Genomic DNA, 22,564 nt, shown 5'->3' on the forward strand with positions numbered 1-22,564 from the left:
GCCGGAGGACGACACCCTGGGAGGCAGGCGAAAGACGTCCTCCGTCGGGCCGGCGGGGGGCACGCGGGGTTCATCGGTGTCCCGTCTCGCGGACGGTCAGTCCCCGCCGGCGAGCGCGGCCCGGACGGCGAGTCCCAGGGCCCGACCCACCGGAGGCGGTGAGGCGTGCCCTACCTGGCGGTAACGGACCGTCTTCCGCCCGGCGAAGCTCCAGTCGTCCGGGAAGCCCTGCAGGCGTGCGGCCTGCTCCACGGTCAACGCCACCATGCCCTTGACACCGAGCGACACGTCCCAGGGGAACTCGGGCCCCGGGGGCTCGTCGGCGACGGTTCCCCCGTTCACGCGCATACGGGCCCAGGAACGCTTCGACCCGGTCGGCCCCAGGTCGGCCCCGCCGCGGTTCCACGAGCCGCCGACCAGGGTCGGGGCGACCCGGTCGGCCTGGGCCGCCCACGCCGTCGCATGAGGCCAACCGCGGGCGGCCATGGAATCGCCGAGCGCCTCGCCCACGGTGGGTGGCGGGTTCTCGTCGGGCGTGGGGACGACGAAGTCCCCGACCGAACCTTCTTTGAAGGCCACGAGGATTCCCTGCTTGCGGTCCTGGGGCACGCCGTGGTCCATCGCGTTGAGAACGAACCAGTGGTGCCGGTACCCGAGATGCCTCAGCTCGGCGGAGACGTACGCGCGAATCGGCTCGTAGGCGGGCTTGGAGACCAAGTCCGGGACGTTCTCGACGAGCAGGGCGCGGGGCTGTACGCCGTGCATCAACATGATCGTCGCCTCGAGCACCCGTATCTCCTCGGCGCTGTCCGCGCGCGCCACGGCGGCCCCGGCCTTCACCCGCGGCAAACCGGCGGCCAAGAGATCGACATCGTAGGTGGCCTGATGGTCCACCGGATCGAAGTCCAACAGGTCCGTTTCGAGGACGTTCCACCGCGGACGATTGAGGCGCAGGGTCTCGCAGGCGACCGGGCGGTTGTCCAGAAGCAACACGGGATCGAAACCGGCCTGTTCGAGGCCGAGAGCGAGACCGCCCGCGCCGGCGCACACGGCGAGGCAGCTGAGGCGTTCGAGGGGGGACTCTTCCATGATCACCGTTTGTGTTCTTCCGGAAACTCGATGCGAGGCGGGAAGGGCAGGCTACCCCGCACGCCCACGGTGTCGTACGGCGGTCGTCGGGTGACGGGGCGACCGACTCGACGCCTGCAGTGAGCCGGGCGAATCGGACGACGCCCGGCGTCGATGGACCTAGCGTGTACCCGTAAGCGAACGACGCACCGGAGGATTCCATGGCCCGCACCCCCGCCCCCCTCGTCGCGAGAGCGAAGGTCCGCGAGTTCGCCCTCTCCCTCCCCGAAGCCGTCGAGGAGTTCCCCTGGGACGAGAGTGCCGTCGTCAAGGTCAACAAGAAGATCTTCGTCTTCCTGGGGGCGGAGGGTGCGGAGGCGCCCGGTATCAGCGTCAAGCTGCGGGACGAGGAGGCGCACGGGCACGCTCTCGCCGTGCCCGGGGCCGCGCCCACGGGGTACGGGCTGGGGCGGTCCGGGTGGGTGTCCGTTCCGCTGGTCGCCGGGGGTGCGCCTGTGGAGCTGCTGTGCGACTGGGTGGAGGAGAGCTACCGCACCATCGCGCCCAAGCGGCTGGTCGCGCGGCTCGACGGCTGACGTACGCGCTCCGCTCGGGCGCTCCGTCAAGTGGCGTCCGGCGCGCGGGGCTTGTGGAGAGTGGAACACGTTCTTAACATCACGAGTGTTACAGCGGTCTTGTCATAGAGACGCGTCATGGCGGGTCGGGTCGGCAGAGGCGACGGTCACGGGGAGCGAGCCGGATGGCAGATGCAGTGGGCGGGCCGCTCGCCGGGGTGCGGGTCGTGGAGCTGGCCGGGATCGGGCCCGGGCCGTTCGCCGGGATGCTGCTGGGGGACCTGGGGGCCGATGTGGTCCGGGTGGACCGTCCCGGGGGGCCCGGGCTGGGTATCGATCCGCGGCGGGACGTCACCCACCGCAACAAGCGCTCCGTGTGCGTCGACCTGAAGACGGACGGCGGGGCGGAGGCCGTACTCGGCCTCGTCGAGCGGGCCGACGTGCTGCTGGAGGGGTACCGGCCCGGCGTCGCGGAGCGGCTCGGTGTCGGGCCCGGGCCGTGTCTGGCGCGCAATCCCCGGCTGGTCTACGGGCGGATGACCGGGTGGGGGCAGGACGGGCCGCTCGCGCGAACCGCCGGGCACGACATCGGGTACATCGCCGTCACCGGCGCCCTCGGGCTGACCGGTCCGGCCGACGGGCCGCCGTACCCGCCCGCCAACCTGCTCGGCGACTACGCCGGCGGATCCCTGTACCTCGTCGTGGGTGTCCTCGCCGCCCTGCTGCACGCCCGGGCCACCGGCACCGGCCAGGTCGTCGACGCCGCCATCGTCGACGGCACCGCCCACCTGACCGCCATGCTCCGCGGCATGCTCGCCGCCGGCGCCTGGCAGGACCGGCGCGGCGGCAACCTGCTGGACGGCGGCGCGCCGTTCTACGGCGTGTACGAGACGTCCGACGGCGGGCACATGGCCGTCGGGGCGCTCGAACCGCGGTTCTACGAGGAGTTCGCGCGGTTGCTGGGGCTGGACGGCGAGACTGCCGCCGGGCGGGACGACCCCGGCCGGTGGGGCGGGCTGCGGGAGGCCGTCGCCGAGCGGTTCCGGCGGCGTACCCGGGCCGAGTGGACGGCGGTGTTCGAAGGGACGGACGCCTGCGTCGCGCCCGTGCTCTCCCTGGGCGAGGCCCCCGGCCATCCGCACCTCGCCGCCCGCGGCACCTTCGCCGACCGCGACGGCGTCGTCCAGCCCGCCCCCGCGCCCCGCTTCTCCGCCACCCCCGGCTCCCTCCGCCGGCCGCCCGCGCCGCCCGGCGCGCACACCGAGGAGGTCGCCCGCGACTGGGACGTTCCCGGACTCCGAGAGAAGGGGCCGCAGTGACGCGAGCCATGGACCGACGGATCTTCGACGACCGGCACGACGCCTTCCGGGCCACCGTGCGGACCTTCCTCGACCGCGAGGTCGCGCCGCACTACGAGCGGTGGGAGGAGGACGGCGTGGTCTCCCGCGACGTCTGGCGGGCGGCCGGCAAGCAGGGGCTGCTCGGGCTCGCCGTGCCCGAGGAGTACGGCGGCGGGGGCACCCCGGACTTCCGGTTCGGCGTCGTCCTGGCCGAGGAGTTCGCCCGCGCGGGCGCGGCCGGATTCGCCGCCGGGCTGCACAACGACATCATCGGGCCGTACCTCACCGGCCTCGCCACCGAGGAGCAGAAGCGGCGCTGGCTGCCCGGGTTCTGCAGCGGCGAGACGGTCACCGCCATCGCCATGACCGAGCCGGGGGCCGGGTCCGACCTGCAGGGGATCCGCACGACGGCCGTGGACGAGGGCGACCACTGGCTGCTCAACGGCTCCAAGACGTTCATCTCCAACGGGATCCTCGCCGACCTGGTGATCGTCGTGGCCCGGACCACCCCCGAGGGCGGGGCCAAGGGGCTCAGCCTGCTCGTCGTCGAGCGCGGCACGGCGGGGTTCGAGCGCGGCCGGAACCTCGTCAAGATCGGGCAGAAGGCGCAGGACACCGCCGAGTTGTTCTTCGACGACGTCCGCGTCCCCAAGGAGAACCTGCTCGGCGAGCTGCACGGCGCGTTCGGCCACCTCATGGCCAACCTCCCGCAGGAACGGCTGCAGATAGCCGTCTCCGCCGCGGCCGTCGCCGAGCACCTGGTGGAGATCACCACACGGTACGTCAAGGAGCGCGAGGCGTTCGGCCGGCCGCTCGCCCGGTTCCAGCACATCCGCTTCGAGCTCGCCGAGATGGCCACCGAGTGCGCCGTCACGCGCGCCTTCGTCGACCGCTGCGTGGAGGAGCACGCCGAAGGGCGGCTCGACGCCGCGCACGCGTCGATGGCCAAGTGGTGGGCGACCGAGCTGCAGAAGCGCGTCGCCGACCGGTGCCTCCAACTGCACGGCGGGTACGGCTACATGGCCGAGTACCCGGTCGCCCGGGCGTTCACCGACGGCCGGATCCAGACGATCTACGGCGGCACGACCGAGATCATGAAGGAGATCATCGGCCGTTCGCTGCTGGCCTGACGGCCCCCCTCACGGACACCCACCCTCCGCACGCACTCAGGAAGGCTGCCGAACTTGAGCACCGAAGCGTACGTCTACGACGCCATCCGCACCCCCAGGGGCCGCGGCAAGGCGAACGGCTCCCTGCACGGCACCAAGCCCATCGACCTCGTCGTCGGACTCCTCCACGAGCTGCGGCGCCGCTTCCCCGACCTCGACCCCACCGCGATCGACGACATCGTGCTCGGCGTGGTCAGCCCGGTCGGCGAGCAGGGGTCGGACATCGCGCGGATCGCCGCCGTCGCCGCGGGGCTGCCCGAGACGGTCGCCGGCGTCCAGCAGAACCGCTTCTGTGCCTCCGGCCTCGAAGCCGTCAACACGGCCGCCGCCAAGGTCCGTTCCGGCTGGGAGGACCTGGTCCTCGCGGGCGGCGTCGAGTCCATGTCCCGGGTGCCCATGGCCTCCGACGGCGGTGCCTGGTTCGGCGACCCGATGACCAACTTCGCCACCGGCTTCGTCCCCCAGGGCGTCAGCGCCGACCTCATCGCCACCCTCGGCGGCTACACCCGCCACGACGTGGACGCCTTCGCCGCCCGCTCCCAGGAGAACGCGGCCCGGGCCTGGAAGGAGGGCCGCTTCGACCGCTCCGTCGTCCCCGTGCGCGATCGCAACGGCCTCGTCGTCCTCGACCGCGACGAGCACCTGCGCCCCGGCACCACCCCCGAGACCCTCGCCAAGCTCAAGCCGTCCTTCGCGGGCATCGGCGAGGCGGCCGGCTTCGACGCCGTCGCGCTGGCCAAGTACCACTGGGTGGAGCGGATCGACCACGTCCACCACGCCGGCAACTCCTCCGGCATCGTCGACGGCGCCGCCCTCGTCGCCATCGGCAACGAGCGGATCGGCGAGCGGTACGGGCTCACCCCGCGCGCCCGGATCGTCTCCGCCGCCGTCTCCGGCTCCGAGCCGACCATCATGCTCACCGGCCCGGCGCCCGCCTGCCGCAAGGCCCTGGCCAAGGCCGGGCTGACCATCGACGACATCGACCTCATCGAGATGAACGAGGCGTTCGCCGCCGTCGTGCTGCGCTTCGCCGACGACATGGGCATCGGCCTGGAGAAGATCAACGTCAACGGCGGGGCCATCGCCCTCGGCCACCCGCTCGGCGCCACCGGGGCGATGCTTCTGGGCACGGTCGTCGACGAGCTGGAACGGCAGGGCAAGCGGTACGGGCTGGTCACGCTGTGCGTGGGCGGCGGCATGGGTGTCGCCACCGTCGTCGAGCGCCTGTGAGCGGCGGGCAGCACCGCATGCTGTCCGGCCACGCCCGCCCCGGCCGTACCCGCCACCCAGACCTCCAGGAGAACCCCACCATGAGCACCACCGGAACCACCGACACCGCCGGCACCCCCGGCCCCACCGAGACCATCCGCTGGGAACAGGACGCCGACGGCATCGTCACCCTCGTCCTCGACGACCCGAACCAGTCCGCCAACACCATGAACCGGAACTTCCAGTCCTCCCTCACGGCGGTCGCCGACCGCCTGGAGGCCGAGCGGGAGTCCGTCCGTGGTGTGATCTTCACTTCCGCGAAGAAGACCTTCTTCGCCGGCGGTGACCTCCGCGAGCTCATCGCGCTCCGGCCGGAGGATGCCGAGACCGCGTTCCGGGCCACCCAGGAGCTCAAGCGCGACCTGCGCCGCATCGAGACGCTCGGCGTCCCGGTCGTCGCCGCGCTCAACGGCGCGGCGCTCGGCGGGGGGTACGAGATCGCCCTCGCCTGCCACCACCGGATCGCCCTCGACGCGCCACGCGCGAAGTTCGGACTGCCGGAGGTCACACTCGGCCTGCTGCCCGGCGGCGGTGGCGTCACCCGCACCGTACGCCTCCTCGGCATCGCCGACGCGCTGCTGAAGGTCCTCGTCCAGGGCACCCAGTACAGCCCCCGGCGGGCGCTGGAGGCCGGGCTGGTGCACGAGGTCGTCGACAGCGCCGAGGAACTCGTCGCGAAGGCCCGGGAGTTCGTGCTCGCCCACCCCGAGTCGCGGCAGCCGTGGGACACCGACGGCTACCGGATGCCCGGCGGGACGCCGTCCCACCCGGCGCTCGCCGCCAATCTGCCCGCCTTCCCCGCGACGCTCGTCAAGCAGACGTCGGGCGCTCCCTACCCCGCCCCCCGCACCATCCTCGCCGCGGCCGTCGAGGGCGCCCAGGTGGACTTCGAGACCGCCTCGACGATCGAGTCCCGCTACTTCGTGGACCTCGCCACCGGGCAGACGAGCAAGAACATGATCCAGGCGTTCTTCTTCGATCTCCAGGCGGTCAACGCCGGTCGCAGCCGACCCGCCGGGCCGGAGCCGCGGAAGGTGACCAAGGCCGCCGTGCTCGGCGCCGGCATGATGGGCGCCGGCATCGCCTACGCCTGCGCCCGCGCCGGCATCGACGTCGTCCTCAAGGACGTCTCGCTCGACAACGCCCGCAAGGGCAAGGAGTACTCGGCCGGGCTGCTCGCCAAGGCCCTGGCCAAGGGCCGGACGACCGAGGAGAAGCGGGACGCGCTGCTCGCCCGCATCACCCCCACCGCCGACCCGGCCGACCTGGCCGGCTGCGACGCCGTCATCGAGGCCGTCTTCGAGGACCCGGCCCTGAAGCACAAGGTGTTCCAGGAGATCCAGCACATCGTCGCCCCCGACGCGCTGCTCTGCTCCAACACCTCCACCCTGCCCATCACCCTGCTCGCTGAGGGCGTCGAGCGGCCCGCCGACTTCGTCGGGCTGCACTTCTTCTCGCCCGTCGACAAGATGCCGCTCATCGAGATCATCAAGGGCGAGCGCACCGGCGACGAGGCCCTGGCCCGCGCCTTCGACCTGGTGCGGCAGCTCGGCAAGACGCCCATCGTCGTCAACGACTCGCGCGGCTTCTTCACCTCGCGGGTCATCGGCCGGTTCATCTCCGAGGGCGTCGCCATGATCGGCGAGGGTGTCCCCGCCGCCACCGTGGAACAGGCCGCCGCCCAGGCCGGCTACCCCGCCAAGGTGCTCTCCCTGATGGACGAGCTCACCCTCACCCTGCCCCGGCGCATCCGCGAGGAGGCCCGCCGCGCCACCGAGGCGGCCGGCGGCACCTGGACCCCGCACCCGGCGGACGCCGTCATCGACCGGATGATCGACGAGTTCGGCCGCACCGGCCGCGCGGGCGGCGCCGGCTTCTACGACTACGAGGACGGCCGCCGGACGGGCCTGTGGCCGGGGCTGGCCGAGCACTTCGGCCGTGCGGTGCAGCCGGCCGACATCTCGCTGACCGAGCTCCAGGAGCGGATGCTGTTCGCCGAGGCGCTGGACACCGTCCGCTGCCTGGAGGAGAACGTCCTCACCTCGGTCGCCGACGCCAACATCGGCTCGCTGTTCGGCATCGGCTTCCCCGGCTGGACCGGTGGCGCCCTCCAGTACATCAACGGCTACCCCGGCGGCCCGGCCGGCTTCACCGCCCGCGCCCGCGAACTCCAGACGGCGTACGGCGACCGCTTCGCGCCGTCACCGCTGCTGCTGGAGAAGGCGGAGCGGGGGGAGTTCTTCACGGACTGATCCGCCGGGCGGGGCCCGTCGGGCGCGTCCTCGGCCGTCGGGCCGTCGCGCCCCGCGTACGGACCCCGGGTGCCGACTTCCCCATGCTGCGCGGTCGTCGTGCGTTCCCCGGGGCGGGGGCCGGCCGGGTCGCGGCCGGCCCCAAGGTACCGGTGGCACTGATGGCCGTGCCGCTGCCGGCCACGACCGGCGTCGCCGTCCGGCTCATCGAGGACGCGGCCGACGCCGCCCGAGCGGTGGGGCGTCGGGGCCGCCGGGCGCCCCCGGGCTTGCGGGCCCGAGACGTATCCGGGCGCCGCCCGGCCTCCACGGACCACCGGGCGGCGTCCCGAAGCGCCGTCAGTGCGCCATGGCTCCCTTGATCGCGTCCTTCGTGCGGTCCACCAGGGACGCGATCGGGCCCACGCTCCACTGCGCGGCGGTGGAGCCGGCCGCCACGGGGTGCGGGTGGGTGGGGGCGACCTTCTCGGCCGCGCGGAGCATCGTTCCCATGCGCTTGAGCTGGGCCTCGTCGCGGCCCGCCCGGAGCGTGGGGAACTCCTCGCGCTCCTCGCGCTCGGCGTGGTCCACCACGGCCTTCTCGAACTCGCGCAGCTGCGCGTCGAAGTCCGGGCTGTCGACGTCCATCTTCTCCAGCCGGGCGAGGACCCTGTTCGCCTCCGCCTCCTCCGCGTTGCGGGCGTCCGCCTCCTTCTTGCCGGCGGTGTCGCGGGCCACGGGCCGGACGACCATCTCCTCCGCCGTCTCGTGGACGGCCAGCAGCGCCCTCAGCTCGTCGAACGCCTGCTTCTTGTGCTCCCCGTCCGCCGCCTTGACGTCGGCGAAGAGCTCCCGGATGCGGGCGTGCTGCGCCAGCAGGACGGCCACGACGTCGCCCTCGGGCAGCCGGGCGGCCTGCTCCCGGTCGGACTTCGCACCACTCATGAGGTTGCCTCCCTGTCGTTGCGGGCTGTCTCGGGCGCGGATCGCGATCCGGCGATCACCTGATGCGCGGATGTCCGGACACGCCGACGGGAATCCCCCGGGACTCCGCGTTTCCAGCCTAGGGGGCGTATGAGGGGGCGGCATCCGCCCGGGGCACCGGGGGCGTCAGGGGTGCCGGCCCGGTGCGGTGACGTCGTCCGGGTGCCGGGGCCGGTGCGCACGCCGGGGTGGCGCGGCCGGCGGGTCCCACCGGGCCGAACGAGATCCCGAAGGGGTCAGTCCGGCCCGTCGTCCCCCGTCCCGTACGTCCGCCGCAGCTCCTCGCGCAGCGCCCGCTGGAACGCGGTCACCAGCGCCTGGACCACCAGCGGCTGCATGTGCGCCGATAGCGACTTCATCGCCTCCACCTCCGTCGGGTCCGTCTCCCTGGCCTCGTACGGGCCCCACACCTCCTCGTGGAACAGCCGGGTCAGCTCGTGGGCGGTGGACCGGGCGTGGTCGAGCAGGACCGTGCGCGCGGCGAGGACCGTGTCCAGGGACGCGGGGACGGCCAGCAACTGGGTGCCCAGGGCCAGCAGGCCCGGGTCCACGCGAAAGCGCGCCGCCTCACCGCGATCCCCGGCGACCGCCCGGCGTTCGAGCACGTCCATGGCGGCGAGCTTGCCGATGTCGTCCTCGGTCAGCGGGCGGCCCGCGCGGCGTTCCAGCTCGGCGTGGGTGATCTCCTCGGTGCCGTCCGGGACCCAGGAGGCCACCACCCCCCGGTGGATGGCGAGGTCGTGCGCGCTCAGGTCCTCCGGGAGGCGGCGCAGATAGCGCTCGATGGCGGCAAGCGTGAGGCCCTGGTGCTGCAACTCCTCGATCAGCGCGAGACGGGAGAGGTGGCCGGGGCCGTAGTGGCCCACGCGGCGCGGGCCGAGCGCGGGCGGCGGCAGCAGTCCGCGCGTGCTGTAGAAGCGGATGGTGCGGACGGTCACCCCGGCGCGCGCGGCGAGTTCGTCGATGGTGAGGAGGTCCGGCTCCCCGGTCTCCGTGGCCATGCCCCGTGCCTCGCTCTCCGGCTCTCGGACCTCACCGGCCGCTCCAGCCACTCCGTACGCGTACCCCTACCGGTACGACCACGCGCGCCCGGCGGACGCGGCAGTGCAACAGTAGGGGTGTACCACCGTTGGTGTAAGAGCGGGCGACGATCACTCACGACCAGGGTGGGCCGTACGGAGCGCGCCGGCCCGGATCCGCGTGGATCCGGGCCGGCGGCCGTGTTCCCCCGGGTCAGTGACCGTGCGTCCGGAGCGCGTCCTGGATCTTCGGCCAGGAGGCGGGCCGCGCCGGCTTCTTCGCGGCGAGCGACGCGCCACCCGTACGGGCCGTCGCCTTCGCCCCGGCCTTCGCCGGCAGGCCGATGCCCGCCTTGGCCGCCTCCGCCGCGCTCGGCTTGGAGGCGGTGAACAGCCAGGTGTCGAAGAGCGGCTTCAGCTTCTTGCCGGAGACCTGCTCCGCGTGGGCCACGAAGTCCTGGACCGAGCCGTTGCCGTACCGGTTCTTCGCCGTCCAGCCCTTGAGCGTCTCGAAGAACACCTTGTCGCCGACCGTGTTGCGCAGCGCCTGGAGGGCGATGGCCCCGCGCTGGTAGACGGCGCCGTCGAACTGCTTGTCCGCGCCCGGGTCGGCCGGCTTGACCGTCCAGAACTTGTCGTCGGCCGGGTAGAGGGCGTAGGTGTAGTCGGCGAGTTCCTGCGCCGTGCCCTCGCCCTCCTTCTCCGACCACAGCCACTGCGCGTAGGAGGCGAAGCCCTCGTTGACCCAGATGTCCCGCCAGTTCTTCACCGAGACGCTGTCGCCGAACCACTGGTGGGCCAGCTCGTGCACGATGAGCGAGACGTTCGCGCCGTTGGCGAACGGCGCCGGGCTGTAGAACGGCCGGGTCTGCGTCTCCAGGGCGAACCGGGTGGGCACGTTGGGCACGTAGCCGCCGACGGCCGTGAAGGGGTACGGGCCGAAGACGCTGCTCTCCCAGTCGATGACCTCGGCGCTGCGCTCGACGCTCGCCTTCGCCGGCTCCAGATTGTCGCCCAGGTCCTTGCTGTAGGCGTTGATCACGGGCAGGCCGTTGGACGTGGTGTCCGTGGTGATCTCGAACTTGCCGACGGCCAGTGTGGTCAGGTAGCTCGCCTGCGGCTTGGTGGAGCGCCAGTTCCAGCGCGTCCAGCCGAGCTTGGAGGTCTTCGAGGCGAGGACGCCGTTGCTGATCGCCTGCACGTCGTCGGGGACGGAGACCGAGATGTCGTACGTCGCCTTGTCGCGCGGGTGATCGTTGCTCGGGAACCACCAGGCGGCCGACTCCGGCTCCTGCGCGGCGATGCCGCCGTCCGGCGTGCGCTGCCAGGCGGACGAGCCGTTCACCTTCACCGCGGACGGGGTGCCGCTGTACCGGACGACGACGGTGATCTGCTTGCCCTCGGGGAGGGACGCGGCCGGGGTGATCTCCAGCTCGTGGGTGCCCGTCTTCTTGAACGCGGCCTTCTTGCCGTTGACCAGGACGTCGCTGACGTCCAGCAGCAGATCGAGGTTGAAGCGGGACAGCGCCTGCGTCGTGGTCGCGGTGATGGTGGCGGTGCCCTCCAGCCGGTCGTTCTTCGGCTGGTACTTGAGCCGCAGGTCGTAGTGGGAGACGTCGTAGCCGCCGTTGCCGGCGTCCGGGTAGTAGGAGTCTCCGATGCCCGGCGCGCCCGGCGTGCCGTCGGCCGCCGACGCGGGGACCGCGAGCAGCAGGAAGGCGGCAGCGGCGGCGGCGCTCGGAACGAGGAGTCTGTGACGCACGAGACACTCCAACTCGTAGGGGGCGGAAGATCGATCGCAGCCTATGCACTCACCCGCGGTGCGGGAATGTCCATGACGAATCCAGACATGCGACTGACATCCGGCCGACACAGGCGGAGCGGTGTGCTCCACCTCGCCGTACCGACCCGACGGTACGTCAAATCGCGCTTGGCGCAAGGGAGTTGCTGGGTTAGCGTCCGTCCGTGAAAAACAACATGCGTCACATGCGCAACAAGGGTTTCTTGAAACGTACGGTTCCGGCCGCCGCCACGGCACTCCTGGCCGCCGTGGTCGCGGCACCGGCTCCGGCGCAGGCCGCTTCCTCCGGGCGAAGCGTCGACGAGAGCACTCCGGTCTACTCCTACGACCGGGCCGTCCGGGAGACCGTCTATGTGGAGACGGGGAAGGACAGTGACGGCGACGGGCGTACCGACCGGGTCGCCGTGGACATCATCCGGCCCAGGGAAGCGGCGGAGCAGGGCCGCAAGGTCCCGGTGATCATGAATGCCAGCCCGTACTTCCAGAGCATCGGGCGGGGTCCGGAGAGCCAGGTCAAGACCTACGACGAGCAGGGCCGGCCCCTGCAGTTCCCGCTCTACTACGACAACTACTTCGTCCCGCGCGGCTATGCCGTGGCCCTGGTCGACCAGCCCGGGACCAACCGTTCCGACGGCTGTTCGGACGCGGGCGGCCCGTCGGACGTCGCGGCGGCCAAATCGGTCGTCGACTGGTTCAACGGCCGGGCGAACGGCTACACCTCACGCACCGGGGACGGCGGCGCCGACGCCGACTGGACCACCGGTTCCGTCGGCCTGATCGGCAAGAGCTACGACGGATCGATCGCCAACGGTCTCGCGGCCACCGGCGTCGAGGGCCTGAAGACCGTCGTCCCCATCTCCGGGCCCAGCTCCTGGTACGACTACTACTTCTACAAGGGCGCCTCCACCAACTCCACCGAGGGCATCGCCGGCCACGCGCGGTACGTCGAGACCGACGAGGTGAAGGCCCGCTGCAAGGCCATGGACAAGGCGCTGGTCGAGGGCTCGCCGCGCGACGGCAACTGGACCGGCATGTGGCAGGACCGCGACTACGTCCGCGGCGCGGACAAGGTCCGTGCCAGCGTCTTCGCCGTCCACGGCCTCCAGGACCTCAACGTCCGCACCCAGCACCTCAACCGGTGGTGGGACGCCCTGGCCGAGAACGGCGTCGAGCGCAAGATCTGGCTCTCGACGGCGGCGCACACCGACCCGTTCGAGTTCCGCCGCCAGGAGTGGGTGACCACCCTCCACCGGTGGTTCGACCACTACCTGATGGGCTACGACAACGGCGTCGACAAGGAGCCGATGGCCGACGTCGAGCGGGCTCCCGGCCAGTGGACCACCGACCGGGTCTGGCCGCCCAGCGGCACCGGCCGCGCCACCGTGCGCCCGGCCGCCGGGCCGGTCGCGGGGGTGGGAACGCTGGGCGCCGAGCCCGCCAAGGCCGGCACCACGGCCGAGTTCACCGACGACCCCGCCCTCGGCGAGCTCGACTGGGCGGCGGACGCCGACCGGCCGACCCCGGCCAAGGCGTCGTTCGCCACCAGGCCGCTCGGCCGCGACCTCCGGCTGTCCGGACACGGCTCGGTGACGCTGAAGGTCACCCCGACCACGAACTCGGCGACGCTCTCCGCCGTCCTCGTCGACCTCGGCCCGGACACCATCCGGGACTACAAGAACGGCGGCGGCGTCTCGATCCTCCCCGAGAAGGAGTGCTTCGGCAGCGGCACCACCGGGGACACCGGCTGCTTCAAGAAGGCCGCCCCCGCCACCAAGAAGGTCGAACAGACCGTCTTCAGCCGCGGCTGGGCCGACCTCGGCCACTACGCCGGCTTCCCCCGGCGGGAGATCACGCCCGGCAAGCAGTACGACATCACCCTCGACCTCGGCACGGCCGACCACGTGGTCCCGGCCGGCCACCGGCTGGCCCTGATCGTCGCCGGTACGGACAAGCCGTACATCGACGCCCCGGCGTCCACGCCGAAGCTGACCGTGGACCTCGCCGGCAGTGCGGCGGAACTGCCCGTGGTCGGCGGCTACCGGGCCTTCGCGCGCGCCACGGGCGACGACCGGACGTGAGGCGGCGGGGTGCGGGGCCGTCTCCCGGAGGCCGCCCCGCACCCCTTCTGCACGGCAGTGGACGCGCGTACGCTCCCGCCCGTGCCGAAACCCACGCGGAACACCCGCATATCCTGGACCACTTCAGTCCTCGCGGCCCTGGCGGCGCTGCTGGCCGTCCTCGCCGCACCACCGGGCGCGGCCCAGGCCGCGCCCCCCGGAAGACACGCCGGCGAGAGCAGACCCGTCTACTCCTACGACCGCGCCGTCCGCGAGTCCGTCTGGGTCGAGGCGCCCACCCGCGCCGGCGGCACGGACCGGGTCGCCGTGGACGTCGTCCGGCCGCGCGAGGCCGCCGAGAAGGGCGTCCGCGTCCCCGTGATCATGGACGCCAGCCCGTACTACTCCTGCTGCGGACGCGGCAACGAGAGCCAGAAGAAGACGTACGACGCCCAGGGGAAACCCGTCCAGTTCCCCCTCTTCTACGACAACTACTTCGTCCCGCGCGGCTACGCCGTGGTACTCGTCGACCTCGCCGGAACGAACCGTTCCGACGGCTGCGTGGACGTCGGCGGGCGCTCGGACGTCCAGTCCGCCAAGGCCGTCGTCGACTGGCTCAACGGCCGGGCGCGCGCGTACGGTTCGCGCACCGGGAACACACCGGTGACGGCGGACTGGACCACCGGCGCCGTCGGAATGATCGGCAAGAGCTACGACGGCACCGTCGCCAACGGCGTGGCCGCCACCGGTGTGGACGGCCTGAAGACGATCGTCCCCATCGGCGCCATCAGCTCCTGGTACGACTACTACTTCGCCAAGGGCGCCGCGCTGTTCGGCAGCGGCCCCGACGGCCTCGCCTCGCGGGTGGAGAGCGCCGAGGCGCGCGCCCGCTGCCAGGACGTCCAGCGGAAGCTCGTCGAGGGCGCGCCCCGCAATGGCGACCGGACACCGCTGTGGAGCGAGCGCGACTACGTCCGCGACGCGGGGAACGTGCGCGCCAGCGTCCTCGCCGTGCACGGCATGCAGGACCTCAACGTCCGCACCAAGCACCTCGGCCAGTGGTGGGACGCGCTCGCCGCCAACGGCGTCGAGCGGAAGATCTGGCTGTCGCAGACCGGACACGTCGACCCGTTCGACTTCCGGCGCGACGCCTGGGTGCGCACGCTGCACCGCTGGTTCGACCACTACCTGATGGGCTACGACAACGGCGTCGAGCGCGAGCCGATGGCCGACGTCGAGCGGGCGCCCGACCAGTGGACCACCGACCGCGTCTGGCCGCCCGCCGGCACCCGGGCCACCACCCTGCGCCCGGCGGCCGGATCCGCGGAGGGTCCGGGCGTACTCGGCCTGGAACCCGCCCGGCCGGGCAGCACCGCCGAGTTCACGGACGACCCGGCGCTCGGCGAGAACGACTGGGCGGCGGCGATCGACCGGAGCACCCCCGCGAAGGCCGGCTTCGTCACCCGGCCGCTCGCCCGCGACCTGCGCCTGTCCGGTTCCTCCACGGTCCGGCTGCGGGTGACCCCGTCCACCGCGTCCGCCCACCTCTCGGCGGTCCTCGTCGACCTCGGCCCGGCCACCATCCGCGACTACGCCGACGACGCCGAGGGCATCACCACCCTCACCGACCGCACCTGCTGGGGCGCCGGCACCCCCGGGGACACCGGCTGCTTCCTGCGGACCGAGGCCAGGACGGCACGGGTCGACCACACCGTCTTCAGCCGCGGCTGGGCCGACCTCGGCCACTGGGGGAGCGGCAAGCGCACCCGGGCCGTGACCCCCGGCACCCCGTACACCATCACCCTCGACCTCGCCGCGACCGACCACGTCGTCCCGGCCGGCCACCGGCTGGCACTGATCGTCGCGGGCACCGACCGCGGCCTGATCGAACCGGCCTCCACCACCCCGCGGTTGACCCTCGACCTGGCCGCGACCTCGGCGAACCTGCCGCTGGTCGGCGGCTACGCGGCGTTCGCCCGCGCCACCAAGGGCGGCGCCCGGCCGCCCGTCAAGCCCGCCCACCCGTACGGGCTGGGGACGCCCCGGCAGACGCGGCTGCCCTGACCCCCGCTACGGCCGGTCGTCCAGCGCCAGTTCCGCCGCCTCCCGGGCGCACCCCCAGGAGACCGTGACCCCCGACCCGCCGTGCCCGTAGTTGTGCACCAGCCGCGCCCCGCCCGGGAGCCGCTCCGCCTCCAGGCGGACCCGGTGCCGGGCGGGGCGCAGCCCCACGCGATGGGCCAGGACGCGGGCCCGGGTCAGCCCCGGGTGCACCCGGGCGCACCGGGCGATGATCGCCTGGGCCAGGGACGGCGTCGGCGTCCGGTCCCACACGTGGGCGCGGGCCGTCCCGCCGAGGACCAGGCCGTACGGCTGGGGGAGCAGGTAGGCGGGGGCGCCCGTCCCGTCGTCGGCGGCGGTGAACCACTCGCGTATCCCCGGGTTCTCGACGACGACGAGCTGGCCGCGCACCGGGTGCAGGTGCGGGTCGCCGGCGAGCCGGCCGGCGCCCAGGCCGGTGCAGTTGACGACGACCGGGGCCGCCCGGGCCGCGTCGGCGAGGGCGGCGACCGGGCGGAGGGTGACGGTGCCGCCGGCCCGGCCCAGCCGGCGTTGCAGGTAGCCGAGGTGCGCGGGCATGTCGATGAGCGGCAGCCGGGCGCGCACGGCCCGGTCGTAGCCGCGCGGCGTCTCGTGCGGGGCCGCGTCGCGCAGCCCGGGGACACCGGACGCCCACGCGCCCAGTCCGCCGACGGAGACGCCGGCGTGCACCCCGTCCACCATGCGCACCCCGGTCTCCTCCGGCCGCCGGGCCAGGCCGGCCAGGACGGGCAGGGACGCGAGCGACCAGGCGGCCACGGCCTGGGCCGGTTCCGCGCGGTACGGCCACCACAGGCCCCCGGCCACCGCGGAGGTGGTCTGCACGGCCGTCTCCCGCGTCCACACCTCGACCCGCAGTCCGCGTTCCGCGAGGAGGACGGCGGTGGTCAGGCCGATGACGCCGGATCCGATGACGATCGCATCGCTCACCATGGAGTGAAGGTACCGACAGGCGGCGGCCGTTGGGCGGGGATTACCGGGCGCTGGGGGAATGACCGGCTCGTCACGGGGCGGCCGCACGCCCCGGCAGGCGGATTCGGACCGATAGAGTCGGCCCCGACATGAACGCCACCCTCGTCGCCAAGAACCTCGCCGCCGGCCACGGCGACCGCACCCTCTTCACCGGGCTGGACCTGGTCGTCGCCCCCGGCGACGTGATCGGGCTCGTCGGGGCCAACGGCGCCGGGAAGTCCACCCTGCTGCGGATGCTCGCCGGGCTCGTGGAGCCCGACGAGGGCACGGTCCGGATCAGCCCGCCCACCGCCACCGTCGGGCACCTCCCGCAGGAGCCGGAGCGGCGGCCGGGGGAGACGGTGCGGGCGTTCCTGGCCCGGCGCACCGGCGTCGCCGCCGCGCAGGCCGCGCTCGACACCACCACCGAGGCGCTGGCCGCGGGCGCGCCCGGCGCGGACGACGCGTACGCCGTCGCGCTGGAGCGCTGGCTGGCGTTGGGCGCGGCCGACCTGGACGAGCGGGCGGAGGAGGTCGTCGGCTCGCTCGGCCTCACGGTCGGTCTCGACCGGCCCATGACGGACCTGTCGGGCGGCCAGGCGGCCCGCGCCGGCCTGGCCTCGCTGCTGCTCAGCCGCTACGACGTGTTCCTGCTCGACGAGCCCACCAACGACCTGGACCTGGACGGCCTGGAGCGGCTGGAGAACTTCGTCACCGGGCTGCGCGCGGGCACCGTCCTGGTCAGCCACGACCGCGAGTTCCTCACCCGGACCGTCGACCAGGTGCTGGAACTGGACCTGGCCCAGCAGCAGGTCACCCTCTTCGGCGGCGGCTACGGCGCCTACCTGGAGGAGCGTGAACGGGCCCGCCGGCAGGCGCGCGAGGCGTACGAGGAGTACGCGGACACCCGCGCCGCCCTGGAGGCCCGCGCCCGCACCCAGCGGAACTGGATGGAGAAGGGCGTCCGCAACGCCCGCCGCAAGGGCAACGACATCGACAAGATCACCCGGAAGACGCGGATCGAGGCCAGCGAGAAGCAGGCGTCCAAGGCGCGGCAGACCGAGCGGCTCATCGAGCGGCTGGAGACCGTCGAGGAGCCGCGCAAGGAGTGGCAGCTCAAGATGGAGATCGCCGCCGCGCCCCGCTCGGGCAACGTGGTGGCCACCCTGCGCGGGGCCGTGGTGCGCCGCGGCTCCTTCACCCTCGGCCCGGTGGACCTCCAGATCGACTGGGCCGACCGGGTCGCCGTGACCGGCGCCAACGGCTCAGGGAAGTCCACCTTGCTGGCCGCGCTGCTGGGCCGGCTTCCGCTGGACGAGGGCTCGGCCGCGCTCGGCCCGGGCGTGGTCGTCGGCGAGGTGGACCAGGCGCGGGCGCTGTTCTTCGGCACGGAGACGCTGCTCGACGCGTTCGGGGTGGCCGTCCCGGAGCTGGTACCCGCCGACGTGCGGACGCTGCTCGCCAAGTTCGGCCTCAAGGCCGACCATGTGCTGCGCCCCGCCGTGACCCTCTCGCCGGGCGAGCGGACCCGCGCCGCGCTGGCGCTGCTCCAGGCCCGCGGCGTCAACCTGCTGGTGCTCGACGAGCCCACCAACCACCTTGACCTGCCGGCCATCGAGCAGCTCGAGTCGGCCCTCGCCTCGTACTCGGGCACCTTGCTGCTGGTCACGCACGATCGGAGGATGCTGGACGCGGTGCACACCACCCGGCGGATCATGGTCGAGGACGGCCGCATTATGGAGCGCTGAGGGCGCGGTTCCCGGTTTTCCTGACCCGTTCGAGCGAACTTCGGCCCGAAAAAAACCTTCGTCGCAGGTCAACTCTTCGCCAAGCCGTCACCGTCGCCCGTCCGGCCGAAAACCATGGTTTTCCGGTGAAACGGCACGTACCGTGAGAAAAGAGTGCGCCCGAGGCATCCCCCGCCACTCGTTCGATATGCGGAACGTTGGCAACGCTTTTACGAACCCGTGGGCGCGGAGCGACGTCTGTGGGTGCGGACGTCCGTGGGGCGTCCGCATCCCCACCGTCGAATCGAGGCGTAAGGCCATGTCCCCGACACTCTCCAGTTCCACCCCCACCCCGCTGGCGCCGCCGGCGGGGCGGGCGCTGTACAGCAGCGCGCCACCGCCGGGGGAGCGCACCCTGGTGGACGTCCTCGACGCCACCGCCGCCGGCCACCCCGACGCCCCGGCCCTCGACACCGAGGCCGGCGTCCTCACCTACCGGGAGCTGTGCGCGGAGGTCGAGACCCGGGCCGAGCGGCTGCGCCGGGCCGGGATCGGACCGGGCGACCGGGTCGGCGTCCGGATCCCCTCCGGCACCGCCGAGCTCTACCTCGCCATCCTCGCCGTCCTCCGCTGCTCCGCCGCCTACGTCCCCGTCGACGCCGACGACCCCGACGAGCGCGCCGCCACGGTCTTCCACGAGGCCGAGGTGTGCGCCGTCCTCACCGGCGACGGCGCGCTCGCCCCCGGCCGCCGAAAGCCCGGGGCCGCCGGACCCCGGCAGCCGCTGCCCGAGGACGACGCCTGGATCATCTTCACCTCCGGCTCCACCGGCGCCCCCAAGGGCGTCGCCGTCTCCCACCGCAGCGCCGCCGCCTTCGCCGACGCCGAGGCCGCCCTCTTCCTCCAGGACGAGCCGCTCGGCCCCGGCGACCGGGTGCTGGCCGGCCTCTCCGTCGCCTTCGACGCCTCCTGCGAGGAGATGTGGCTGGCCTGGCGGCACGGCGCCTGCCTGGTGCCCGCCCCCCGCGCGCTGGTCAGGGCCGGCCACGAGCTGGGCCCCTGGCTGGTCGAGCGGGCCGTCACCGTCGTCTCCACCGTCCCCACCCTGGCCGCCCTCTGGCCCCGGGAGTCCCTGGACCGGGTGCGGCTGCTGATCGTCGGCGGCGAGGCGTGCCCGCCCGGCCTCGTCGAGCGGTTCGCCGTCCCCGGCCGCGAGATGTGGAACACCTACGGGCCCACCGAGACCACCGTCGTCGCCTGCGCCGCCCGCATGGAGCCCGGCGAGCCGGTCCGCATCGGCCTGCCGCTCGACGGCTGGGAGCTCGCCGTCGTCGACCAGGACGGCGAGCCCGTGCCGTACGGCGCCGAGGGCGAGCTGGTGATCGCCGGCGTCGGCGTCGGCCGCTACCTCGACCCCGCCAAGGACGCCGACCGCTTTCGGCCCTGCCAGGCCCTCGGCAGCGACCGCGCCTACCGCACCGGCGACCTCGTCCGGGCCGACGAGGAGGGCCTGGTCTTCGCCGGCCGCGCCGACGACCAGGTCAAACTGGGCGGCCGGCGGATCGAGCTCGGCGAGATCGACGCCGCCCTCGGCGAGCTCCCCGACGTCCACGGCGCCGCCGCGGCCGTCCGCACCACCCCGTCCGGCTCCCAGCTCCTCGTCGGCTACCTGGTGACCGCCCCGGGCTTCGACGCGACCGCCGCCCGCGCCCGGCTCACCGAACGGCTGCCCGCCGCGCTCGTCCCCGTCCTCGCCGAGGTCGGCGAGCTGCCCACCCGCACCTCCGGCAAGGTCGACCGCGACGCCCTGCCCTGGCCGCTCCCCACCACCGGCGGCGCCGCCCCCGGAGCGGGCGAGGAACTGCACGGCACGGCCGCCCGGCTCGCGGACCTCTGGGAGGAGCTGCTCGGCGTCCGCCCCGGCCCCGACTCCGACTTCGTCACCATGGGCGGCACCAGCCTCACCGCCGCCCGCATGGCCTCGGCCCTGCGCGAGCACCACCCCGGCGTCTCCGTCGCCGGCCTCTACCGGCACACCGTCCTGCGGGACATGGCCGCGCACATCGACGCCCTCGACACCCCCGTCGAGGACACCGGACCCCGCCGGACCGTCCGCCCGCTGCGCCGCCGCACCGGCGCCGCGCAGATCCTGGTGCAGACCGTCCTCTACGGCGTCCAGGGCCTCCGCCTGCTGACCGGCCTCGCCGTCGCCGACAACCTCCTCGGTGTCTTCGCGCCGCAGGTCTGGGCGCCGTACACCGCCTGGTGGCTGGTGGCCGTCGCCTGGGTGCTGCTGTTCAGCGCCCCCGGCCGGTTCGCGATCGGCGCCCTCGCCGCCCGCGTGCTCACCCGTGGCGTCACCCCCGGCGCCCACCCGCGCGGCGGCCGCGTCCACCTGCGGCTGTGGGCCGCCGAACGCACCGTCGCCGCCTTCGGCGTGCCCTCCCTGATGGGCACCCCCTGGGCCCGCTGGTACGCCCGCGCCCTCGGCTGCGCCGCCGGCCGGAACGTCTCCCTCCACGCCATGCCCCCGGTCACCGGTCTCGCCGAGTTCGGCGACGGGGCCAGCGTCGAGCCCGAGGCCGACATCGCCGGCTGGTGGATCGACGGCGAGACCCTGCACGTCGGCCCGGTCCGGCTCGGCGCCGACTCCCGGGCCGGCCACCGCAGCATGCTGATGCCCGGCTCCTCCCTCGGCGACGGCGCCGAACTGGCACCCGGCGCCTGCCTCGACGGCCACGTCCCCGCGGGCGAGACCTGGGTGGGTTCGCCCGCCCGCCCGGACGCCGCCGCCCACCACGCGAGCGGCCCGGTCCGCCCCGCCGAGGACTGGCCCGCGCCGCGCCGCGAGCGCTCCCGCCGCTGGGCCACCGCCTACGCCCTGGCCCTGTTCGGCATGCCGCTGCTGCCCCTGCTCGCCGCCGCGCCCGCCCTCGTCGCCACCTTCTGGCTGATCAAGGACAGCGCCTCGCTCACCACGGTCGCCGTCAGCCTGCTGCTCGCCGTCCCCGCCTTCACCGTGGTCACCACGGTCTGCTGGATGCTCGTCGTCGCCGGCACGGTCCGCGTCCTCAACCGGGGCATCAGCGCCGGCCTCCACCCCGCCTGCGGCGGCGTCGCCTGGCGCGCCTGGGTGATCACCCGGCTCCTGGACGGCGCCCGGCGCAACCTCTTCCCGGTCTACGCCAGCCTCGCCACCCCGGTGTGGATGCGGATGCTCGGCGCCCGGATCGGCCGCGGCGCCGAGCTCTCCACCGTCCTGCCGCTGCCGTCCCTGCTCACCGTCGACGACGGCGCGTTCCTCGCCGACGACACCCTCGTCGCCCCCTACGAACTGCGCGGCGGCTGGCTCCGCCTGGGCACCGCGCACGTCGGCCGCCGGGCCTTCCTCGGCAACTCCGGCATCATCGGCCCCGGCCGTTCCGTCCCCGACCACGGCCTGGTCGGCGTCCTCTCCGACGCGCCCGAGCACAGCGAACCCGGCACCTCCTGGCTGGGCCGGCCCGCCATGCCGCTGCCCCGCGTCGCCACCGTCGCCGACGCCGGGCGCACCTTCGCCCCGCCCCGGAGACTCGTCCTGGCCCGGGCCGGCGTCGAACTGTGCCGGATACTGCCGCTCATGTGCGGCCTCGCCCTGGCCGACATGGTGCTGCTCGGCGAACAGTGGGCGCTCAACCACGGCGGCCTCGGCCTCGCGGCACTGGTCGCCGCGCCGTTGCTCTTCATCGGCGGCATCCTCGCCGGACTCCTCGCCACCGCCGCCAAGTGGCTGCTCGTGGGACGCTTCCGGAGCGGTGAACACCCGCTGTGGAGTTCCTTCGTCTGGCGGAACGAACTCTTCGACACGTTCGTGGAATCCCTCGCCGTCCCCTGGTTGGCGGGACCCTTCACCGGCACCCCCGTGCTGAACTGGTGGCTGCGCACCCTGGGCGTCCGTATCGGCCGGGGTGTGTGGTGCGACACCCACTGGCTGCCGGAGACCGACCTCATCACCCTCGGCGACGGGGCCACCGTCAACCGCGGCTGCGTCCTCCAGACCCACCTCTTCCACGACCGGATCATGCGCATGGACACCGTCCACCTCGCCGAGGGCGCCTCCCTCGGCCCGCACGGCATCGTGCTCCCGGGCACCACCGTCGGCGCCCACACCGCCATCGCCCCGTCCTCCCTCGTGATGCGCGGGGAGACCGTCCCGCCGGGCACCCGCTGGGCGGGCAACCCGATCGCCGGACAGCGGCCCGCCGCCGCCCCCCAGCGAGAGGCCGCCGCGTGA

Annotated in this window: 14 protein-coding genes; 9 read left to right on the plus strand and 5 right to left on the minus strand. The window is 73.6% G+C overall.

The annotated features are described in order from the left end of the window. Nucleotides 1-96 precede the first annotated feature (96 nt). A complete protein-coding gene (locus tag J7W19_RS27070; RefSeq protein WP_040890058.1) occupies nucleotides 97-1,089 on the minus strand; it encodes a DNA cytosine methyltransferase in 993 nt (330 codons plus the stop codon). A 200-nt stretch (nucleotides 1,090-1,289) separates the two neighbouring features. Here J7W19_RS27070 and J7W19_RS27075 point away from each other — a divergent pair, with 200 nt between their 5' ends. From J7W19_RS27075 to J7W19_RS27095, 5 genes are all read left to right on the plus strand, one after another. Further along, a complete protein-coding gene (locus J7W19_RS27075) occupies nucleotides 1,290-1,664 on the plus strand; it encodes an MmcQ/YjbR family DNA-binding protein (RefSeq protein ID WP_004945891.1) in 375 nt (124 codons plus the stop codon). Between the two features lie 164 nt (nucleotides 1,665-1,828). Next, a complete protein-coding gene (locus J7W19_RS27080) occupies nucleotides 1,829-2,962 on the plus strand; it encodes a CaiB/BaiF CoA transferase family protein (protein ID WP_040890048.1) in 1,134 nt (377 codons plus the stop codon). 8 nt (nucleotides 2,963-2,970) lie between these two features. Next, nucleotides 2,971-4,113: an acyl-CoA dehydrogenase family protein gene (locus J7W19_RS27085; RefSeq protein WP_004945884.1), complete on the plus strand. Its 1,143-nt coding sequence runs from the start codon at nucleotides 2,971-2,973 to the stop codon at nucleotides 4,111-4,113. A 54-nt stretch (nucleotides 4,114-4,167) separates the two neighbouring features. Next, nucleotides 4,168-5,382 carry an acetyl-CoA C-acetyltransferase gene (locus J7W19_RS27090; RefSeq protein ID WP_004945882.1) on the plus strand — a complete coding sequence of 405 codons (1,215 nt, stop codon included), beginning with the start codon at nucleotides 4,168-4,170 and terminating at the stop codon, nucleotides 5,380-5,382. Nucleotides 5,383-5,462: 80 nt separating this feature from the next. Then, nucleotides 5,463-7,673: a 3-hydroxyacyl-CoA dehydrogenase NAD-binding domain-containing protein gene (locus J7W19_RS27095; RefSeq protein WP_004945879.1), complete on the plus strand. Its 2,211-nt coding sequence runs from the start codon at nucleotides 5,463-5,465 to the stop codon at nucleotides 7,671-7,673. Nucleotides 7,674-8,012: 339 nt separating this feature from the next. Here J7W19_RS27095 and J7W19_RS27100 read toward each other — a convergent pair whose 3' ends face one another. The 3 genes from J7W19_RS27100 to J7W19_RS27110 all read right to left on the minus strand — a co-directional run bounded on the left by J7W19_RS27100 (nucleotide 8,013) and on the right by J7W19_RS27110 (nucleotide 11,417). Continuing rightward, nucleotides 8,013-8,597, minus strand: a complete 585-nt coding sequence (locus J7W19_RS27100; RefSeq protein ID WP_004945875.1) for a hemerythrin domain-containing protein — start codon at nucleotides 8,595-8,597, stop codon at nucleotides 8,013-8,015. Between the two features lie 275 nt (nucleotides 8,598-8,872). Beyond that, complete coding sequence (locus J7W19_RS27105; protein WP_004945873.1) at nucleotides 8,873-9,637, minus strand: MerR family transcriptional regulator; 765 nt, start codon at nucleotides 9,635-9,637, stop codon at nucleotides 8,873-8,875. Between the two features lie 232 nt (nucleotides 9,638-9,869). Then, on the minus strand, nucleotides 9,870-11,417 hold the full coding sequence (locus J7W19_RS27110; protein WP_004945870.1) for a M1 family metallopeptidase: 1,548 nt from the start codon (nucleotides 11,415-11,417) through the stop codon (nucleotides 9,870-9,872). Nucleotides 11,418-11,641: 224 nt separating this feature from the next. On the opposite strand from J7W19_RS27110, the gene J7W19_RS27115 reads away from it, so the two are divergent. Together J7W19_RS27115 and J7W19_RS27120 are read left to right on the plus strand one after the other, a co-directional pair. After that, nucleotides 11,642-13,534, plus strand: a complete 1,893-nt coding sequence (locus J7W19_RS27115) for a Xaa-Pro dipeptidyl-peptidase (RefSeq protein WP_004945868.1) — start codon at nucleotides 11,642-11,644, stop codon at nucleotides 13,532-13,534. A gap of 81 nt (nucleotides 13,535-13,615) precedes the next feature. Beyond that, on the plus strand, nucleotides 13,616-15,577 hold the full coding sequence (locus J7W19_RS27120; RefSeq protein WP_051072621.1) for a Xaa-Pro dipeptidyl-peptidase: 1,962 nt from the start codon (nucleotides 13,616-13,618) through the stop codon (nucleotides 15,575-15,577). A gap of 6 nt (nucleotides 15,578-15,583) precedes the next feature. Here the strand turns inward: J7W19_RS27120 and J7W19_RS27125 are convergent, their stop codons facing one another. Further along, complete coding sequence (locus J7W19_RS27125) at nucleotides 15,584-16,546, minus strand: FAD-dependent oxidoreductase (protein ID WP_004945863.1); 963 nt, start codon at nucleotides 16,544-16,546, stop codon at nucleotides 15,584-15,586. A 128-nt stretch (nucleotides 16,547-16,674) separates the two neighbouring features. Between J7W19_RS27125 and J7W19_RS27130 the strand changes: the two genes are divergently transcribed. Both J7W19_RS27130 and J7W19_RS27135 read left to right on the plus strand, forming a co-directional pair. Further along, nucleotides 16,675-18,312, plus strand: coding sequence for an ABC-F family ATP-binding cassette domain-containing protein (locus J7W19_RS27130; protein ID WP_004945860.1), 1,638 nt, complete (start codon nucleotides 16,675-16,677; stop codon nucleotides 18,310-18,312). 298 nt (nucleotides 18,313-18,610) lie between these two features. Next, nucleotides 18,611-22,564: a Pls/PosA family non-ribosomal peptide synthetase gene (locus J7W19_RS27135; RefSeq protein ID WP_051072620.1), complete on the plus strand. Its 3,954-nt coding sequence runs from the start codon at nucleotides 18,611-18,613 to the stop codon at nucleotides 22,562-22,564.

The sequence above is a fragment of the Streptomyces mobaraensis NBRC 13819 = DSM 40847 genome (genome assembly GCF_017916255.1).
Lineage (GTDB): Bacteria > Actinomycetota > Actinomycetes > Streptomycetales > Streptomycetaceae > Streptomyces > Streptomyces mobaraensis.